General features: G+C 49.7%; 24 protein-coding genes. 23 read left to right on the top strand and 1 reads right to left on the bottom strand.

Annotated features, from left to right (window positions below; translation table 11 throughout):
• Positions 1–84: transposase (locus CA832_RS15310; protein ID WP_394335753.1), on the bottom strand; the 84-nt coding region annotated here is incomplete at its 3' end.
• Positions 85–185: 101 nt separating this feature from the next.
• Here CA832_RS15310 and CA832_RS12535 point away from each other — a divergent pair.
• The 23 genes from CA832_RS12535 (at position 186) to CA832_RS12425 (ending at position 19,194) form a co-directional block, all read left to right on the top strand.
• The gene (locus CA832_RS12535; RefSeq protein WP_088341940.1) at positions 186–599 is read left to right on the top strand and encodes a DUF6547 family protein; all 414 of its coding nucleotides are present in this window, start codon (positions 186–188) and stop codon (positions 597–599) included.
• A 62-nt stretch (positions 600–661) separates the two neighbouring features.
• The gene (locus CA832_RS12530; RefSeq protein WP_088341939.1) at positions 662–1,231 is read left to right on the top strand and encodes a nuclear transport factor 2-like protein; all 570 of its coding nucleotides are present in this window, start codon (positions 662–664) and stop codon (positions 1,229–1,231) included.
• 136 nt (positions 1,232–1,367) lie between these two features.
• Entirely contained in the window at positions 1,368–2,720 is a 1,353-nt protein-coding gene (locus CA832_RS12525; RefSeq protein ID WP_198944485.1) for a phosphatidylserine decarboxylase, read from the top strand.
• A 153-nt stretch (positions 2,721–2,873) separates the two neighbouring features.
• Entirely contained in the window at positions 2,874–3,881 is a 1,008-nt protein-coding gene (locus tag CA832_RS12520) for an alpha/beta fold hydrolase (RefSeq protein ID WP_088341938.1), read from the top strand.
• 26 nt (positions 3,882–3,907) lie between these two features.
• Positions 3,908–4,300 (top strand): hypothetical protein, encoded by a 393-nt coding sequence (locus tag CA832_RS12515; RefSeq protein WP_143542391.1) that lies wholly within the window; start codon positions 3,908–3,910, stop codon positions 4,298–4,300.
• Between the two features lie 70 nt (positions 4,301–4,370).
• A complete protein-coding gene (locus CA832_RS12510) occupies positions 4,371–4,757 on the top strand; it encodes a hypothetical protein (protein WP_233131802.1) in 387 nt (128 codons plus the stop codon).
• A 56-nt stretch (positions 4,758–4,813) separates the two neighbouring features.
• Positions 4,814–6,280, top strand: a complete 1,467-nt coding sequence (locus tag CA832_RS12505; RefSeq protein WP_088341936.1) for an amidohydrolase family protein — start codon at positions 4,814–4,816, stop codon at positions 6,278–6,280.
• Positions 6,281–6,407: 127 nt separating this feature from the next.
• Positions 6,408–7,073 (top strand): helix-turn-helix domain-containing protein, encoded by a 666-nt coding sequence (locus CA832_RS12500; RefSeq protein WP_088341935.1) that lies wholly within the window; start codon positions 6,408–6,410, stop codon positions 7,071–7,073.
• A 53-nt stretch (positions 7,074–7,126) separates the two neighbouring features.
• Positions 7,127–7,630: a TlpA family protein disulfide reductase gene (locus CA832_RS12495; RefSeq protein ID WP_088341934.1), complete on the top strand. Its 504-nt coding sequence runs from the start codon at positions 7,127–7,129 to the stop codon at positions 7,628–7,630.
• Positions 7,631–7,707: 77 nt separating this feature from the next.
• Complete coding sequence (locus tag CA832_RS12490) at positions 7,708–9,681, top strand: sulfatase-like hydrolase/transferase (RefSeq protein WP_088341933.1); 1,974 nt, start codon at positions 7,708–7,710, stop codon at positions 9,679–9,681.
• A gap of 64 nt (positions 9,682–9,745) precedes the next feature.
• Positions 9,746–10,798: a ligand-binding sensor domain-containing protein gene (locus CA832_RS12485; RefSeq protein ID WP_088341932.1), complete on the top strand. Its 1,053-nt coding sequence runs from the start codon at positions 9,746–9,748 to the stop codon at positions 10,796–10,798.
• A 314-nt stretch (positions 10,799–11,112) separates the two neighbouring features.
• Complete coding sequence (locus CA832_RS12480) at positions 11,113–11,613, top strand: nuclear transport factor 2 family protein (RefSeq protein WP_088341931.1); 501 nt, start codon at positions 11,113–11,115, stop codon at positions 11,611–11,613.
• 23 nt (positions 11,614–11,636) lie between these two features.
• On the top strand, positions 11,637–12,440 hold the full coding sequence (locus CA832_RS12475) for a DUF6090 family protein (protein WP_088341930.1): 804 nt from the start codon (positions 11,637–11,639) through the stop codon (positions 12,438–12,440).
• A complete protein-coding gene (locus CA832_RS12470) occupies positions 12,433–13,155 on the top strand; it encodes a DUF6090 family protein (RefSeq protein WP_088341929.1) in 723 nt (240 codons plus the stop codon). The genes CA832_RS12475 and CA832_RS12470 overlap by 8 nt, the downstream gene beginning before the upstream one ends.
• A gap of 54 nt (positions 13,156–13,209) precedes the next feature.
• Positions 13,210–13,779: a mycothiol transferase gene (locus CA832_RS12465; protein ID WP_088341928.1), complete on the top strand. Its 570-nt coding sequence runs from the start codon at positions 13,210–13,212 to the stop codon at positions 13,777–13,779.
• A gap of 96 nt (positions 13,780–13,875) precedes the next feature.
• A complete protein-coding gene (locus tag CA832_RS12460) occupies positions 13,876–14,298 on the top strand; it encodes a lipocalin-like domain-containing protein (RefSeq protein ID WP_158211929.1) in 423 nt (140 codons plus the stop codon).
• A 221-nt stretch (positions 14,299–14,519) separates the two neighbouring features.
• Entirely contained in the window at positions 14,520–14,906 is a 387-nt protein-coding gene (locus CA832_RS12455) for a hypothetical protein (protein WP_088341926.1), read from the top strand.
• A gap of 96 nt (positions 14,907–15,002) precedes the next feature.
• Complete coding sequence (locus CA832_RS12450; protein WP_088341925.1) at positions 15,003–15,278, top strand: hypothetical protein; 276 nt, start codon at positions 15,003–15,005, stop codon at positions 15,276–15,278.
• A gap of 126 nt (positions 15,279–15,404) precedes the next feature.
• Positions 15,405–16,349, top strand: a complete 945-nt coding sequence (locus CA832_RS12445; RefSeq protein WP_088341924.1) for an alpha/beta hydrolase — start codon at positions 15,405–15,407, stop codon at positions 16,347–16,349.
• A gap of 63 nt (positions 16,350–16,412) precedes the next feature.
• Entirely contained in the window at positions 16,413–17,609 is a 1,197-nt protein-coding gene (locus CA832_RS12440) for an alpha/beta fold hydrolase (protein ID WP_088341923.1), read from the top strand.
• Between the two features lie 108 nt (positions 17,610–17,717).
• Positions 17,718–18,200, top strand: coding sequence for a YybH family protein (locus CA832_RS12435; RefSeq protein ID WP_088341981.1), 483 nt, complete (start codon positions 17,718–17,720; stop codon positions 18,198–18,200).
• A 120-nt stretch (positions 18,201–18,320) separates the two neighbouring features.
• Positions 18,321–18,704 carry an antibiotic biosynthesis monooxygenase gene (locus tag CA832_RS12430; RefSeq protein ID WP_088341922.1) on the top strand — a complete coding sequence of 128 codons (384 nt, stop codon included), beginning with the start codon at positions 18,321–18,323 and terminating at the stop codon, positions 18,702–18,704.
• Positions 18,676–19,194, top strand: a complete 519-nt coding sequence (locus CA832_RS12425) for a hypothetical protein (protein ID WP_088341921.1) — start codon at positions 18,676–18,678, stop codon at positions 19,192–19,194. Before CA832_RS12430 ends, CA832_RS12425 begins: the two co-directional genes overlap by 29 nt.
• The last annotated feature ends 60 nt before the right edge of the window (positions 19,195–19,254 follow it).

Here is a 19,254-nt window from a genome sequence, read left to right as displayed (position 1 = left end):
ACAAATGTCCGTGACCTTCATACCCGCATCATACTGGCGAAGCATGGAAACAATCTGCGTTTCTGTGAATCTGCTCTTCTTCATGATCTAAAAATAGTTGATTTTTAAACTGTCCGAAAAACAGGGAAGCCTTCAAAAGGGGTAAGTCTTCAGGGGCGTTGAACGCCATTAAAACAATAGATTCAATGAATGATCCATTAGATAAGTTTGGAAAACTGGTCGTTGAAAAGTTGAGAGATAAACAAATTGACGCGTTCCAAGGCCTAATCAAAGGTAAATGGCGTGATAAAAAATCAAAAGAGTTACATGCTAAACTTTCAAAATTTACTCTGAACCAGAAACAAGTTGTAGCAGATGTATTGGAAGAAGCACTCGAAAATGCTATGCATGATTTTCTATTCGCCATTCAGGAAAGTAACGACTTAGACGATGGACTAAAAGTTTATATGAACGGAAAAAATGTAGCAGAACTATCTGACGGACTACATGGAGAAATCTTTGGTGAAGAAGGTTGGGTTCATAGATTCAGTAGACATAAGTCCTTTTATCCTGACAATAATTCGAACTGGATTATGAAACTTTTCAATAACAACAAATAGGACAATAAGGGCCGCTAGAAACAGCTTACAGCACCGGGTATCACATTTGGCCAATGACACCAATGAAAAGACCCTACTTCATTGCATTACTAATCGCCTTCAGTTTCGCGAGCTGTGCAAAAAAGAATGAGAAGCATGGGAACTTAGAAATTGCCCGGAAATACTATGAGGCGCTTCAATGCTTCGATGGAGCCCAAATGAAAACCCTCCTGGGAGATAGTCTAGCTACGATTGAAACCGATTACAACTACAGACAGACTTTTTCAAAAAATGAATATGTACAGGATTGGTTAAGGTGGGATTCCTTATTCAATCCTTCGTATACGGTTTTGGAAATAGAACAGGATGGAGAATGGGTCAGATCCAGGATTTCAAAAATGGATGCCAGGATAAAGCTGCTTCATGGAGAACCAACCGTTTGGAAAGAAGTTATCCGGTTTGAAGATGGCAAAATTACCCGTATAGCAAGAACCAATGTTGTGTTTAACGATACGACCTGGCAAAAAAATGTCAATGCCCTGCAAAGCTGGGTCATGGAAAATCATCCGGAATTAAATGGTTTCTTATTCGATCAAACCAAGGATGGTGGAATGAAATATGTAAAGGCCATAGAACTGTATACCGACAGGTAAAACGCCCTCCAACATGGGGCATGCCCCATGGCTACCCTCTCCCCAAAACAAAATTCCCTACATTTAAGAAACTGAAATTCATCCCCAGGAAACTCCCTGAAACCTGGGCTGTTTGTCTTTGAAACCACCTTTTAATATGCAACACACCTGGAACAAAGTAGTAGGTGGCCTTCTTCACGGAATTCAAAAAATCGAAACAAACCGACCTCATTGTCTTATGAAAATACCTCAAAACATCTTCCTCATACTGATAGTCTTCTTTCTCTCGTTTTCCTGCTCATCACCAAAAGAAGAAGTAACATACGGCAAGGCCACCCAGGAGTTGATAGCACTACTGGACAAGGACCCGCAACTAAAATCTCTGCTTGAGTCTTCGATTCAGAAAGCCAAAGAAATCAATCCCGACAGGAACACCAACCCGGCCCAGAGTCTGGAGGAATACTTTGAATTGGTAAGCTGGGTAGAGACAGGAATGCCTTGGGCGGTGGTTAAAAAGGAAGCATATCCCGAGATTTTTGATCATATTTTCCAGGGCTTCTGCACGTTCTACTTTCTTATCGATCAACCCCTGCCCGAGTTAGAAAACAAAGGGCTGGTAAATAACTCCCTGCAGTATTATGAGCCTTTCGCACAATGGATTATCCGTTTTAATAAATCATGGGGGGCCTATCTCGATACTGAGGATTCCTGGAATGAAGAAAATTATCAACTCGCCTTAAACGACCCGGCCTTCGGATTACAAGAGGGGTGGTACGAAGATCCTGCAAACTGGAAAACCTTTAACCAGTTCTTTGCGAGATATCTGAAATCCCCGGAAATGCGACCTATTGCCAGCCCTGATGACCATTCGGTGGTGGTTTCATTTGCAGATTCACAACCCATGGGAGTCTGGGCCATTGACGAAAACTCCAATCTGATGGACCCTGATGGTGTTCCTGTAAAGTCGGCCACGCTTACATCCATATCGAAGCTTATTGGGCAGGACAGTCCATACAAAGACGCCTTCGCCAATGGCACCTTCACACATTCCTTTCTGAATGTGAATGATTACCACCGATATCACTTTCCTGTAGGCGGCACAATTAAGGAGTCGAGAATAATTAAGGGCATAAACCCAACCGGCGGACAACTCTGGTGGGATGAAGAAAACAAGAGATACGCCTTTAACCCAACCGCCAAAACAGGTTGGCAATCCGTAGAAACAAGGGGATGTGTCATTGTTGAAACTGAGCAATACGGCCTTGTGGCGTTACTACCCATAGGGATGGGCGTTGTCGGGTCTGTAAACTTCGAAGAAAACATTACGCCAGGAACAGAGGTGTCTAAGGGCGATATGCTGGGCCATTTTGCCTTTGGCGGCTCGGATTTAATTATGATCTTTCAGGATGGGGTCACCTTCACCTTAGATGCGCCAAAACAAGATGATGGACACTCATACAAACACCTATTAATGGGAGAACGCTTAGGCTTTTTATCTAAAGCGAAATAACGATATGCCCACACTGGGTAGCACGCATTGCAATTAAAAGTTATAACCAAAGGATAGTGTTAAAAACAGGTCAGAACAAAACCTGAAGGTTCATCAGTGAAGTCTGCTCATACGCATACCCCGGAGCATTGTGCATCATTAAAACAAGAATCCATGAAATCAGTAGTAACAGCCATTTTATACCTCTGTATCTTCTCCATCTATGGACAAAACTCAGAACCTGTGGAAACACAAGCAAACCCAACTTCTGAAGGGTATGAGGCTAAAATGGTTAAGACTTCTCGGATGAACATGGAATACATGGACTTCGGAGGGGAGGGTGAAGTGCTAATACATATACAGGGCGTGCACAATGCCTCGGCTTTAAAGAGTGATTTTAACTATTACCAGAACTATATAATGTGGAAGAATATGCTCACTGAGGCTTCAAAGCATTATCGCGTTTATGCTCCCATTTACAGAGGCTATGGCAGTTCTGACAAGGATGGTGATGATATCTACAAGGTAGAAAACATCGCCAGTGATATTCTGTCATTTATGGATGAAATGAACATTGAGAGCGCCACTTTGGTTGGCAGAACCACGGCGCCACAGGTCATGTTTCACATTGCGGAGAATCATCCGGATAGGGTCGATGCGATCATTGTCAGCACCCCAAGCATGTACAAGACAATACCTATCGAAAACGAAGAGATTCGGGATTTTATGTACTATAGTTCTTATGGTGCAAATGATCTGGAAGATCGTGCACCCGATATTGTGATGCCCAGTTATGATTACGAGCCGCAGTTTTATGCGGATAAATCAAAGCGAATTGAAGTCCCCCTTTATTGGCCTTACTCAGAGGAAGCGAATGTTGTAATGATGAATCTGTCCTTACTGAATTTCCTTCAAGCTGATAATCCGTTTATCCTCAATGAAAAGGCGAGGAACTATTTCAACAACCTCTATCTGGATAAAGCGCTTCAAGGCAGGATAAAAGATTATTGCACAAAAAAAGACCCGACTCAAAAAATTATGGATGCGCTTAAAAGAACATTTCGAGACAACTTAACCCTCCAAAATATCGATGATATTGATGCCCCGAATATGATGAAGCGATTCGAAAAGGCCGATGAAATGATGATGGCGTATTTAATTTCTGTTAGCAGTAAGGAGTAGCAAAAGACAACCCAAAAATAAACCGCTTGAAAAAAACCCTTCTCACGCTCCTGCTGACCTTTACCCTCTCGGGAATGGTGGGGCAAAGTACAGATCCGCTTTATCTGTGGCACGATTATGTTTTTGAAGACCTCTATATTGTAAGCACCATAGAGGTTCACCCGGACCTTTCGTATACGCGAAGGATCTGGTCCTTTGAGGACCAGAAGGACTGGCCTACTTACAAGGACATCGAACCCGATATTAAAAACGGGCGAATGGATAAAAAGGGTAGCTATTATTTTATGACGGAAGACAAAGACGGAAAAGAGGAGCTGTTCGAAAGCAGGATAAAACTGAGCAAACGCCGTTTGCTCATGTACTATCCGAACGAAAACGGCTTATTAGTCCTCCAGGCGATTTACAAGAAGATCAATTAAGGCTTAAAAAACCTTTGCCAACCAGGCATAGCGCCAGACCAAATAATTCGTAGCCCAAAGAATATCCCAGATGAAAAATGTAATCCTGTGTTTTGCAATCCTCCTTGTAGCTTCTAAATCCTTCTCCCAGGAAACGGAAAACCCACTCGATTATAGTGCCGTGGACAGCAGGGAAAAAGCCATTGCACTGTACGAAAAAGGGGAATTATCCAAAATATATTTGATGCCTTTGGAGTTTGGCGGTGATGACAAGCCCGTGAATACGCTCTACGTTCCGGCATTTGTCCACGAATTCAAAACACGGGTAGACAAGCGCATTGAGGATTTATTGGATGCGGGAGACAATCTGAGTTTTACCGCAGAACCGGAGTATAAAGGCAACAGCTTTGTGCCGTCCAGACTGGTAATCATGGTCACCGGCGATACGGAGTTTACGGAAGCTATAGATATCTGGTAGGAAATGGTAGGTCCCTTGGAAGGGACCTATATGGTAAACCCTCCATACAACAGTCTATGAGAATTTCACAAGCAACCGGATTTATAATATTACTGATCCTTATCGGGTCCTGTAACCCGGGCACGAAAACCGAACTTCAGGTATCGGACAATGCTATTTTGTTAAACCATGGTGCCATCGTAGATGTGCGGGACGGTGCTCTCCTGGAGAACAGGGCCATCCTGATAGACAGCGGGATGATCCTGGCCATAGGGCATTACACCGATCTCCAGGCTCTGGTTAACCCCGAAAACGAGATCGATATTACCGGGAAATACATCATTCCCGGCCTGTGGGATATGCACATCCACCTGGAAGGGCAGGATCTGGTTGCGGATAATCTGGCCTTGCTCCCGGTTTTTATTGCCTATGGCATTACCACCGTCAGGGATATGGCGAGTGACCTTGGGGAACAAGTGCTTGCCTGGCGGGGCGAAATTGAGGAGGATAAACAATTAGGGCCTCAAATATTTACCGCAGGAAGAAAACTGGAGGGAATAAACTCCATTTGGAAAGGGGATCTGGAAATTGCCAATGAAAAGGAACTGGCAGAAATGCTGGATACTCTGGAAGGCTATAAGGTAGATCTGGTGAAAATCACCGAAAATACCCTTTCCGGAGAATTGTTTCTGACCAGTGTTCGGGAAGCGAAAAAAAGAGGTTTCCGGGTCTCGGGCCACGTACCCATGGATTTAACCATACAAGAAGTGGTAGATGCCGGCTTTAGCAGCATTGAACACGCCAGCTATCTGCTGCGGTTGGGAGCCGATGAAAAACGCATAGTGGAACAACTCAGGACCGGGGAAATATCCGCAGCAGGAGCCCGCGAGTACTATAGTGACGCCTTCAATCAGCAAAAGGCCAACCTGGCCTACCGGGAACTGAGTAAGACCGGCATTGCCGTGACCCCGACATTAATCGGCGGGAAGCAGCTGGCTTTTTTGGATGAGAACGACCACTCCCGGGATCTGTTCCTGGACTATCTGACCCAGCGCTTTACCGCCAATTACCAATGGCGGATAAATAGGATGGCCCATGAGACCCCTCAGCAGAAACAGGAGCGGAAAGACCGGTATGCGTTGACGGCCAAACAGGTCTATTATCTGAACCAGGCGGGCATCAAATTACTCGCGGGGAGTGATGCAGCAGCGCTCAACACCTATGTATACCCCGCCCTCTCCCTCCACCAGGAACTGGTTTTGTTTCAAGAGGCTGGCCTGACACCCCTGGAAATCCTGCAGAGTGCCACCATTAACGGGGCTGAATTTATGGGGGTTCTGAGCCAAAAGGCTACTGTGGAAGAACACAAAGAAGCCGATTTGGTGATCCTAAACAGCAATCCGCTACTGGACATTAAAGCCACCCAGGATATTTTTGCCGTAGTGAATGACGGACGCTATTTTAACCGGCAAGACCTGGACTCACTATTGCAGAAGGCACGTGAACGAAAGGCGCAATTGGACAGGGAAAGAGAGTCCTTGTAGCCAAGAGTCCCCGCGCCACCAACTATCCTCCCAAACATTTCTATCAATTGGCGCATAGATGGCGGCATCCTGACGCAAGAGGTCATCCGGGTTGCGGCATACATTTGCCGAAACAAAAACACCAAAAATGGAATCAGAGAAGCTTGGATCTAAAATTAAAGCGTTACGAACGCTTCGCGGTATGTCTCAGGAATATTTGGCCGAGGAAGCACATGTGGGTTTACGTACCATCCAGCGCATTGAAAAATGCGAATCCCAACCAACAGGTGAAACCATAAAAAGAATAGCCACCGCATTGGGAGCCGATCTTGAAGAATTGCTGGGACCGAATTCCCTTTCTGAAACCAGGGATTTAAACGCCACTATTGTTTTCCTGAAAAAGAAACGCCGTCTGACCAGCAACAAGTCAGAATCCCAGACCTTCGGAAACTTCATCGATCTTCTGGAAAGCTTAAAGGAAAAAGAGCTGGAAAAGGAACAACTGGAAGTCATACACGGCTACATTCAATACCTGGAACTGGAAAAAATACCTTCTTTCCGCAATGAATTGTTTAAACAGAAGCTTAAAAAGTTCAGGGCCTTTTTACGTTCTAAACTGCGTTTTGTACCAAATAACCTCTACCTGCATCGGGCTGTTATTCTTGGAGTACCTTTTGCCGTGGCATTTTCGGTTCAGCCAAAAATCCACCCGGGTCTGCGAATAGGTGTTGCCGCCCTGGCTCTGCTTGCACTAGGATTGGCTTCCCTTTTGGACCGAAGCGTAAAAAAACAGAACCGCTCCCTACGATTTTAACTATGGCCAGGTATCCACGTATACTCCTTTTGCTGATCTGTTTTTAAGGGCTTATACAGGCCCAACAGCCAGACACGACAGCTATAGAACTACCGGCTGTAATTCAGGAACTGCTCAAGGAAGCGGTTAACCAGCGCGAGGGCACTGCCCTTCCGCCCTTTGACCTCCGGCTTTTAGAGGGAGGCAGGCTTTCTTCGGAAGATCTGGCAGGGAAGCCCACTCTACTTGTATTCTGGTTTACCACCTGCGCCCCCTGCATAGAAGAAATCCCGGCACTTAACGCCCTGAGGTCTCATTTTGCCGATACTGTGAATTTTGTGGCCATCACCTTCGAAGAAGCCCCGGAAGTTACCGCCTTCTTGCAGGAGCACCCTTTTCACTTCCAACATCTGATCGATTCCAAAAGCTACATCAAAAACCTTGGCGTTAAGCTTTATCCGAAGACCCTGGTCCTAGACCAGAACCTGGTCATTCGCCATATTGTGGGTTTACCAAAGGATGCAACCTCACATCAGCAAGACCTGCAAACCAAACTGGAAGGGGTGTTGGAGCAGTAGGCTACAAGGGGTATGGTATGATTCCGCCCTATCCCCGAGATTTTTTACTACATTGACTGACCATCAGCCCGCAGCATATGAAGCAACAGTCCTTCTCCATCCTCTGTACCCTCCTGTGCCTCCTGCTTACCGCGCCATTGAGCGCCCAGGAGCACCCGAACATCGTCCTTATTTTCCCGGATAACCTGGGGGTTGGGGAAGTGAATTCCTTCGGGGGTGCCCGGGGGGTGCCCACCCCGAACATCGATCGGATTGGGGAGGAAGGCATCCGGCTTACGAACTTCAACGTGGAGTATTCCTGTACCCCGTCCCGCATCGCCCTGCTGACGGGGCGGTATGCTACACGGGCCGGGGATGACTACTATAGAGGGACGACGCTTTGGGAAAACACCATTGCCGAGCGCCTGAAAACCGCCGGCTATGCCACGGCCCTTTTTGGGAAATGGGACATTGGTGGGGACAACTGGCTGGGGAAACGGGAGCCTACCGACCAGGGCTTTGACGAGTGGTACGGAATTCCCGGCACCACCCATGTCTCCCAGTTTTCGTCCATGGAAGGGTTTCCGGCAGATCAGGAACTCACCTATATCTGGCAGGGGAAAGCGGGGGAAACCGCCCAAAAAGTAAAACCCTTCGATGTGTCCGCCCGGCGCACCATAGACCGGGAGGCGGCAGAGCACGGGGTCCGCTTTATCCGGGAAAACGCACAAAAAAACAAGCCCTTTTTCCTGTACTACCCCATGACCCAACTGCATTTTCCGGCCTTGCCCCACCCAGACAAAGAGGGGGTTACCGGGGCAGGGAACATGGCCGATTCCATGGCCGATGTGGACTTCAACGTGGGGTTGCTCCTTCAGGAATTGGAACGGCTCGGAATAGAAGAGAATACCCTGGTAATTTGGTGTACCGACAACGGGGCGGAAATGCGGCGGCCCTGGCGCGGCCACCCCGGCCCCTGGCGGGGGTACTACAACTCGGCCATGGAAGGCGGCATCCGGACCCCGGCGGTGATCCGATGGCCCGCGCAGATTCCCCCCGGGCAGGTGTCCAACGAAGTGGTGCATGAAACCGACCTGTTTACTACCATCCTGGCTGCCGCAAAGGTGACCCCAACCGAAACCAACGACCGGTTTATCGATGGGGTAAACCAACTGCCCTTCCTGAAAGCCGCCCAGCCCCATTCCAACCGGGAAAGCGCCATTATCATGAACCGGAGGGGGGAGATAATGGCCGTGAAGTGGCACGACTGGAAACTCTGGTACCGCTATTTAACCGAAATCCCGGACCCCGACCCGGACAACCTTGTGCGCCTCTTTGACCTTGGGGTGGACCCGCAGGAGGAAATCGATGTTAAGGACTACTACCCCTGGGTAATCGGCATTATGGATTCCATTGTACATGCCTATGAAGCCTCCCTGGTGCAATACCCCCGGGTATCGGCCAGCGCCAACGCGGCCGACCCGTATTTGCCTCCCAAAGTGGGCTCCGGGAAGTGGATCCCTACGTACGAGCGTACGGACCGGGGCAAAACGGATACCTCCTTTAATGCCCTGCCCAACCCGGATTTTTCCGGCAGCTGGTCTACGGCCGAACTGCACCGGGTATCCGTCATCAACCGGAAAGAAACGCCCGATATCCCCGCCCTGGGAAGCGGGTGGGGTGATGAAATCTCCATCATCCACCGCCCGGACCAATTGGAAATAGAGCGGGTTACGTTTATTCCCAGGGAAATCCAGCCCTTGCAGAAATACCGCTACCGCCTGGACGGTTCGCTTTCTGAAAACACCAATACGATGGGGCGCAGCACCCGCCCCTATCGGTCCACCAGCCGGTGGGAAGGTAATCGTCTGGTGATTACCACCCAGGTCCCCTACCAACACCCCAAAACAGGGGCCTGGATAGAAGCGGAAATGACCCAGACATTGTGGCTGGAAGCCCCAACCGGCACGCCCTGGGAGCCCACCCTGGTTGTGGAAACCCGACGGGGCACCGGAGGGCAGGCCCCTGCCGTGGCGAACCGGACGGTGTATGTAAAGGGGTATAGAAAGTAATGTCGCAAAGAAGGTTTCCATTAGTTTCAATACTCAGTTCACGTCACCCCAAACCATCCTGCCGATGAGAATACCAGCACAGTGGTCCCTGACCATCCTGTTGCTCATAGCCCTCATAACTGCCTGTCAACAGGGGGCCAAGCGAGATGTGGTCCAAAAGAGCCTGATCCCAGCCACACCGGACTCGAACCTTTGGTTAAAGGAAACACGGGGCATTCGGGATATCCTGCAGGACGATAAGGGGAACCTCTGGTTTTCCTCCCCGGATTATGTGGCCAAGTACGACGGCGGGGACATCCGATACTTTACCGGCAAAAATGGCCTGCCTGTTTCCGGAAACCTGCACAAAGACTCCCGGGGCACCCTCTGGGTGGAGAACGGTTTCCGTGCGTTTAAGTACAACGGGGAGGGCTTTTCGGAAGAGGGAATAGACGGAATCCGGGGGTCAGGCACATTATGGATCCAAAAAGGGTTGAACCCAACAGACACGGTGTACGTGGCTCCGGGCGTTTATGAAGCCACGCCAGAGGCAACCACCTTTCATCCCTACCCGGTCCCTGCGGATATGGGCAACAAATACCTGTATTTCCCCACGACGAAGGCCACCTATGGCAGGGATAGTACAGTGTGGTTAGGAACCATGGAGAAGGTCTTCGGATTCAGGGACAGTTCTTTTGTGGCTGTAGGGAGGGATGAGATGGGACGGCAGGACGACGAGCGCAATATGGGTATTCGCGGGATTTTCATCGATCATCAAGGCAGGCTGTGGATGGCAGACAACGGGGCGGGCCTCTTTGTTTTTGATGGGGAAACCACCGAGAATTTTACAAAAAAACACCATTTGGACTACGAGGAAGGGAGTGAAAACACCCTTCACCGCGCCTTCTCCATTGCCGAGGATACAACCGGGAAGATGTGGTTTGGAACCGTCTACTCGGGCATTTGGCGGTACGACCCTGATACGGAAACCTTCGAGCAGTTCACTTCGGAAGACGGGGTGAACAGCGATACCATTTGGACCATCTACAGGACACGGGAAGGGGATTTGCTGTTTGCGGGAGAATCCCCCGCTGCAGTTTACCGGTTTAACGGTAAAAGCTTTGAACGGGTTTTTTAAGAAAGAGTATCCCACTCGGCCAAAACGCATCGGGAAAACGGCTGGGGCAGAACACTGACTCGGGGAGTACGGGATTATGTTCGCTTTTTGAACAGCTTGTTTGGGGCGTACTTTTAGTGGAAAGGGGTCAAAGAGTAGCTATAGTTCGCACCGGCCAATTTCCAACCTGCAGTTCTGTTCCAAAATTCCCTACATTTAGGAAATAGCTATAAACCGCTGGGGGCCAAATGCGTCCGGACGGGTTTTGCATAAAACCCCTTCCCAGGCACAAACCATCCTGAGGAAGTTCAAAAACAACCAACCCTAAACCCCTTATGAGACCATCCTGGAAGTGTACCTTCTTTTCCGTACTTATTTCCGTACTACTTGCTTCCTGTAATGGAAAGCAACCCGCAGCCGATGCGACCGTGGAGACTACCCCCGAGGCTTTCGACCTGGAAGCGGCCAAAGCCCGGATTCAGGAGCAAACCCAGGCGTTTACCCAGGCGCATATTACCAAAGACACGGCCTACCTGAACGGATCCTTTACGGCGGACGCCCGGGTGCTTCCCCCCAATTCCCCTGCCGTAACCGGGCAAAAGGACATAGCCCAACTCAATGCGGATTGGGTGAACTACGGCATTCACGAATTCACCGAGGTGTCCACGGCCTTCTATGGCGATGAAAACTACCTGGTGGATGAAGGGACGTACTACCTCCGCTACGGGGAAGAAAATACCATCGACGAGGGCAAGTACATCAACATCTGGAAAAACGAGGACGGTACCTGGAAACTCTACAGCAACATCTGGAATACCAGCCTCCCCCTGGAATAGTCCGCATGTAATTCCCCAATCCCATGATCAAATTCTTCCGCCGCATCCGACAGCGCCTGCTTGCCGAAAACCGCTTTAGCAAGTACCTCCTGTATGCCATCGGGGAAATCATCCTGGTGGTAATCGGGATCCTGATTGCGCTGCAGATCAATACCTGGAACGAATACAAGCAAAACCGGAAGCTGGAACGGACTTTCTACGCGGATCTCCTCGAGGATTTAGCCAATGACATCCGCAAGTTCGAAGAGCAAACCGCCTTTTACGAAAACCGGGTGGAGCAACTGGGTTGGTTGCTTCAAAAGGTGCGGGACCCCCAGGCCCCAATCGATGCCGATGCCTTTGGCCAGCGGGTGGAACCCCTGTACTACAGCAACGAGGCCATAAGTTATGCCGCTACCTATAACGCATCGGAGAGTTCCGGGGTATTCTCAACCTTTACCAACAAGGAACTTTTAAAAAAAATCACCCAGTATTATGCCAACTTCCATTTACTTATGGAAGTTACTGCGTCCACCAACGAAATCATCGTCTCCCAGTTTGAACCGTTGATGGCGACCATTCCGGAAAACTATGTGAGCGTTCATTCCAGCCATTATGTCCTGAACCAGGACAGCGAAAGCAACCAGCGCTTTTATGCCTTCCTGGATTCCATACCCGACAAACGCACGTTAGAGGTGGACTTCCGCAGTTTGGTGGATCGTCCGCAGTTTGAGAATTACGTGATTGGCGATTTAGGCCGCTCCTTTAATTCGCTTTCTGTGATGGCCCAGCGAAAAGCGAGTGCCGAAGCCCTGATCCGGGATATTAAAACCTATCTGAATGATTAAGTTCTTCCGCCGCATCCGCCAGCGCCTGCTTGCCGAAAACCGCTTTAGCAAGTACCTCCTGTATGCCATCGGGGAAATCGTCCTGGTGGTAATCGGGATTCTGATCGCCCTCCAGCTGAATAACCTGAACGAGGCGCGGAAAGACGAGGTCTTTGAAAAGGAAATCCTGGCCCAAATCCAGGAAAACCTGGCCAGCGACCGGCAGGCACTGATGAACATCGAATCTAACTTTAGCAATGCAGTTGTTGCATCCAAAAAAATATTGCAAGCGGACATATCCCAGCAAACCCAGGACAGCATCCATCTGTGGCTGGGGAAGGTGGTACAGTTTGACCGGTTCCAACCCCTTACCAATGCCTACGAGGTTTTAAAATCCAACGGGTTGGATAAAATCTCCAACAAGAAACTGCGCTTTATGCTCGGACGCTATTACGACGATGAAGCCTCCCGAATGGTGAAATCCGTAAACGATGTAGAGATTGCCTTTAACGAGCACTGGCTGCCTATTTTATTCGATGAAATTGTAGCTTTTGAATTCAAGCACTCCGTTGAATTGCGGGATTACACCATTTTGCTGCGGCCCTCAAAAGCCCAGAATATCTTAAAATTCAACCAGGACAACCTCATCTTCGGGATTAAACGGATTCAGCTGGGCTTAACGACCATCGGGGAAATTCAGGAACTAATCGCGGATGAATTACCAGAAAACAAATAATAGAAGTATCTTACTGGTACTCCCCCCTGTTTGTAAATCCATTAACGAACTCATATGAAAAAACGCTTCGCTTTTCCGGTACTTATTTGCTTGTTTTTTGTACAAATCCAAGTGGCCCAGGCCCAATATTCCATTGCCCCGCCTAAGGGCTATTCCACCCAAGTGGGCAACCTGGTTTCCATGTTGGAGGATTTAAAGGGAAGGGTAACGCGTTCGGTAGCGGAACTGAGCCCGGAACAGACCGATTTCCTGCTGGACGAGCAGGCCAACCGAATCGGCGCCCTTATTTACCACCTGGCCGCCACGGAAAAATACTACCAGGTGTATACCTTCGAGGGCCGGCAATTTAACCCTGAAGAGGTGGCGATGTGGGATACAGCCCTCCGCCTGGGCGACAACGCTCGGGAACAACTTGTGGACCAGCCCATCAGCTACTATCTGGACCTCTGGGGAGAAGTGCGGGCCAACACCCTGCGCATGTTAAAAGAAAAAGACGATGCCTGGCTGGCCTCTACTGCCCTTGGGGGCGGTATGGACAACCATTGGGCCTGGTACCACGTCATGGAACACCAGGCCAACCACATGGGGCAAATCCGGTTAATTATGGGCCGAATGGACCGGTAGGCAGGTCTGCTTATTTGGGGACGTTTATGGGTTTACTGTAATATTCATGACGGATAAGTCGTTATGGTAGTGCTTGAACACCTAAACACTACCATTATGTTTAAAAGACTATTGCTGCCTATTTTTGCCCTTTCCCTGTTCCTTGTAGCTTGTGAAGCCGAAGAAACCGAGGCAACGCCGGAAGGGGAAAATACCGAAGTAACCTTATTGGGGGTTTGGAATTACAGGGCGTATATCGACAATGACGGTGAAGAATTGGCAACTGATTGCGAGCGCAACCAAATCCTGGAATTCCTGCAAGACGGTACGTTCCGTTTCACCTATTATGACGATACATCCGGAGCATGCCAGATGGACCAGGATGCCACAGGAAACTGGGAATATGTTTCCGATACATCCATTGAATTGGATTATGGCGTGGATTCCTATACCGCATCGTTTAGTATTAATGGGGATTTACTCACCCTTACCATAGACGAAGGTGAAGGGGAGTACCAGGAGCGTTACCAAAAGCTTTAGCCCCGTTCAGGACTTCTTCGGAAGTAAATTTAAGCACATTAGAAAAACCTGATCAACCGCCTTTTGCTTCTCGGCAAGAGGCGGTTCACATTTAATTGGTTCCGTATAAAATCAGGGATGGGACAGGGAAACCTATGAGTGGAGTGCCTATTCGCGAATAGACTCTTTTTTCGGTAGGGTTTTACTACCCAAAGGTGTTATGCTAAAAACTAAACACGAAAATGAAACGAATCTACCTTCTCCTCCTGGCCCCTCTACTGATGTCCACCCAATGCGAGTCCGAAGAGGAGCCTGTTTTCCGCACGGAATATTTCATTGAAAACAACACGAGCACAGACCTGGCCATTGTCCTGGAAGAAGCCGGCGAAGTGGTCATCGCAAGCCAGTCGAGTCAGTTTATTGCCGTCGCGTCTGACTTCAACGGTTTTGTCCCGCCTTCGGAAAATATCGCCTTTAGCAGTATTACCCTCTACCGAACGGAAACCGGGGGGTACGAGGTAGTGGCCTACCAGCAGGAGCCAATCTTAGACGAATTATGGCGCCTGGAGTCCGAATATGAGTACGACGCTGCGTACATCCTGACCCTTACGGATGCCGACCTGGAATAATCCGCGGATCGGATTTTAAGACCCGAATCCGGATCCTCTCTTGGGCAAATTCATTATCTTTCTCTAAACCCGCCCGGTGGAGGTGAGAAAGAAGGTATGCGCTACAAGAGCATTATGAAGCTTGGCCTTGGACTACTCCTGCTGCAGTTTGCGGGGATGGTCCTGTACTTTTACCTGGCCCAACCCGAAGGCGAGGCCGCACTTCCGGTCTTTACCGTAGTGCCCATCCTGCTGGGGGCCAACCTCCTGCTGGGCCTCTTGTTTTACTTCTACAAAAGGCCGATCGGCCTGCTTTTCTTCGGCAATGCGGTACTGTCTTCCCTCCTCTTTTTTGCCGTCTGGATTATGTGGTTTACGTATTGGGCAGGATGAGTAATCCGCCGTAATGTTAGGACGCCGGAAACACATTTTTTCCCATCATTATTATTTTCAAGCCAGGATACATAAGTGTAAATTTTACACTATATTTAAGAGCACTCTGGCCTTAATGCATTAGCTATGAATACACTCTTAAAAAACATCCCGGCACTGTTACTGGCTTTCACCACCTCTACAACCGCCTGGGCCCAAGACGGGACTATTTATCCACTCGATGCTCCGGAAGAGCCAAATGCCATTCTCCTTGAGACAGGCGGGGTAGCAGACCAACCCGCCTCGGAGTCCTGGTTTCGCCAATGGGGCGACCCCATGGCCCGGAACATTACTACTGCCACCTTAACCCCATTCCTTCCGGAGCCAGGAACCGCCAATGGCGCCGCCGTCATTGTAGCCCCTGGAGGAGGCTTTCGCTGGCTTTCCATGGGAAATGAAGGCTGGGAGGTGGCCGAAGCCCTGGCGGCCAAGGGTATTGCCGCTTTTGTCCTCAAATACCGACTGCACCCCACTCCCGAATCTTTGGAGGACTTCAGCAATTGGATGAACCGCCCCAGACCAGCGCCCCCCTCATCGGATGTAGCTACCGATGGAACGGCACAACCACCCCGACCACCACAGTTGGACCTTACAAATCAATTGGCAGACGCCGAAGCCGCTTACGCTATGATCGTTGACCGGGCGGGGGAATGGGGTGTGGATGTAAACCGCATTGGGATGATCGGCTTTTCAGCCGGGGCCGGACTTACCATGCATGCCACCCTAAACTCCCAAACCATGCGACTGGCCTTTATTGGCCCCATTTATGGCGGCATGGGCCCGGTGGAAGTACCGGCGGGTGCCCCACCCATGTTCAATGTGATTGCTGTGGACGATTTCCTGTTCCGGGGGCAATTCGGGGTAATTGATTCCTGGTACCAGGCCGGCATACCTGTGGAGTTCCACCTCTACCAGAATGGCGGACACGGTTTTGGCCTGGGCAATCCGAACCGAACCAGCAACCGCTGGTTTGATGCCTTTATACACTGGTTGGATGTAAATGAGTATCTTAAGCCTAAGCCACGGCCCTGAGGTACGAATACCACCATATGGGGGAAACAAAAGCCTCCATGGCCTGAACACTACCAACCCCTATTGAGACCAAAAACGAACTATACCCTCAGCGGCGATTTTAATATTGCCTACCAGGTAATCGGTAACGGCCCGGTGGATATCATCTATATCCCCGGGTGGGTCTCCAATATTGATATGATGTGGGCCGAACCCCGGCTTGCCGCCTTCTTAACTCGCCTGACGCTCTTTGCCCGCCTGATCCTGTTCGACAAACGGGGAACCGGGCTCTCGGACCGCACCGACGCATACTCTACCATGGAGGAGCGAATGGACGACATCAAGGCCGTAATGGATGCCACCCAATCCAAAAAAGCGTTCCTGTTCAGCCATTCGGAAGGAGGGTCGGTGAGTCTGTTGTTTTCCCTCCACTACCCGGAGCGTTCCCTGGGGGTGATCGGGTTTGGCATATTTGCGAAACGCCGGTATTCGGATGATTATCCGTGGGCTCCCACAGACGAGGAGCGGGAGGTTTCCAACCGCCTTATAGAGGAAAACTGGGCCCATGGCGACCTGGACGAACTTCGCACTCTGGTTCCATCGCTCGCCCACGACCAGGGGTTTATGGACTGGTTGGCCAGTTATTTGCGGGCCGGGGCCAGCCCAAAAGCCGCACTCATCCTGCACAAACAGTGCACCCATATAGATGTAACCGGTATCCTTGGGGATATTGAGGTGCCAACCCTGCTGCTGTTTCGAAAAGGGGATATTGAAATCCGGGTGGAAGAGGGCCGGTATATAGCGGATCGGATGCCCCATGCCCGGTTGGTGGAGTTTGACGGGCGCGACCACCTTTTCTGGACCGGGGACACCTACCCCATCCTGGCTGAGATAGCAGAGTTTGTTACCGGGGAACGCCCCGAGCGATCCGATTTACAGGAAAAGGCCTCCCAACCACCAAAGTCCGGCGCCGACCTGGAGACGGTTATGGTAGAAAACTTCCTTTATAATTTAAAAGTGGAGGAATTTGCCCGGTTATGCGGCCGGAGTTTGTCCGCCTTCAAACGGGATTTCCAAGGGACCTTTGGCACTACCCCCTCCCGCTGGATTAAGGCCAAACGTCTGGAATACGCCAAAGGGCTGTTACTGGAAACCGGGTTGAACATCAACCAGATTTGCTACGATAGCGGGTTTATCAACACCTCGCATTTCGTAAAGTCCTTTAAGGAGCAATACGGCCTTCCACCCCACCAGTATCGGGCGAAACACCTCCAATCCTGAGTCACAAAAATCCCTTTGGACGTTTCAGCACATTTTTTGGGCTAATTTGAAAATACCTCCGCCCAGGTTTTAATGACTTTTACCTCAATCATTAAAACCACTAACAAAATGAAAACCCGATTTACTTATCTCATTTGCATGGCTCTGGGATTGGTGTCTTTTTATGGCCATTCCCAGGTAGACCTGATCAACGACGAATTCCCCGAAGCCAAACAGGAAGTCCTGGAAACTTTTGTGGCCGTGGCCCAAAGCATTAAGGAGGGAGACCTGGACAAACTGATTTCCTTCCACGCCTACGGGCCCAAATTCACCGAATTCAAAAACGGAGAACCCCGCAATGGAGGCTTGGCCAATGAAGCCCACGAGCGCAATGTTTTTGGCTCCGTGAGCGAAGTGGTCAAATTCGACGCCCAGGACCTGCAGATTGCCGTCTATGGCGATGTTGCCAACGTTACCTTCCACTCGGACTTCCACCTGAAATTCGGGGAAGACCTGGTGGTGGTCAACGACCAGATCACCCTGCTGTTTGTAAACACCACCGACGGCTGGAAAATGGTCCACGAACACCATTCCCCCCTGAGTAAAGGGTAAACTAAACCGCCAAACCATTTAGTGGTTCGCAGGTAGAAGGCCGGAATTACACCCTTGTAGTTCTGGCTTTCTTATTTTTGGGTAAACGGCTGCCCGGGTTCTGTATAAAGAATTCTTCCTATGAAAACCCTACAAAAAGTAATCCGCATCTGGCGGGGATGGACCACCCTCGAAAATGCGCCGAAGTACCTGCAACTGCTGCGCGAAGAAGTTTTCCCAGGCGTGGTGCGTAACGGGGTTACCGGACTGGAACAGGTGCGGATTACTACACGGGAGCTTCCAGGAGAAGTCGAGTTTTTACTCTCCTTACAATTCGATTGCCTGGATTCGGTCCGGAAATTTGCCGGTGAAAACTACCGAATGGCGTATATTCCCGAGAACGCCCGAAAGGTATTGCTACGGTACGATGCCTTTGCGGAACATTATGAACTGGCGGAGGAACTTCAGCTTTCCTCCGGAGCGGTAAAAACCACCCATGGAGAACAACCCAATAGCACTCAGTAAAGAATCCTTCCGGCAATTGGGGCACCAGTTTGTCGATGCCATTGCCGATTTCAACAGCAGTATGCAAAGTAAACCGGTTACCTTTGGCCGGCTTCCCTCCGAAGTGCAGGTTGAACTGGGCCAGAAGGCCCTTCCCCAAAAAGGGACCGATCCTTCCGTTATTCTTTCGGAAGCTACCGCATTGCTCTTTAACCATTCGCTCTTTAACGGACATCCCAGGTTTCTCGGATACATTACTTCATCCCCTACCCCCATTGGGGCGTTGACATGCTTTTTCTTAATGAAAGAAACTCTTGAGGGACATCGACATAAGTACCTTTCAAAATATGACGTTGCGCCCTCGTTTAAAGCGGGCCTACATTACGGCAACGTCACTACCGAAGAAATCGGGACGCTCAAAAAAGACATCGTCTTTACCGGGGACACGCTGAACACTACCGCCTGTATACAAAACTTGTGTAACTTCTATGAAACCGATTTATTGGTTTAAGGAGATTTCCTGAGGGAGTTGGATGCCTGGGGGATTATCATTTTCAGCCACTGGGACAGG

Origin of the sequence: Robiginitalea sediminis (assembly GCF_002198115.1) — a bacterium.
Taxonomy (GTDB): Bacteria; Bacteroidota; Bacteroidia; order Flavobacteriales; family Flavobacteriaceae; genus Robiginitalea; species Robiginitalea sediminis.
This window is presented reverse-complemented; position numbering and strand designations above follow the sequence as displayed.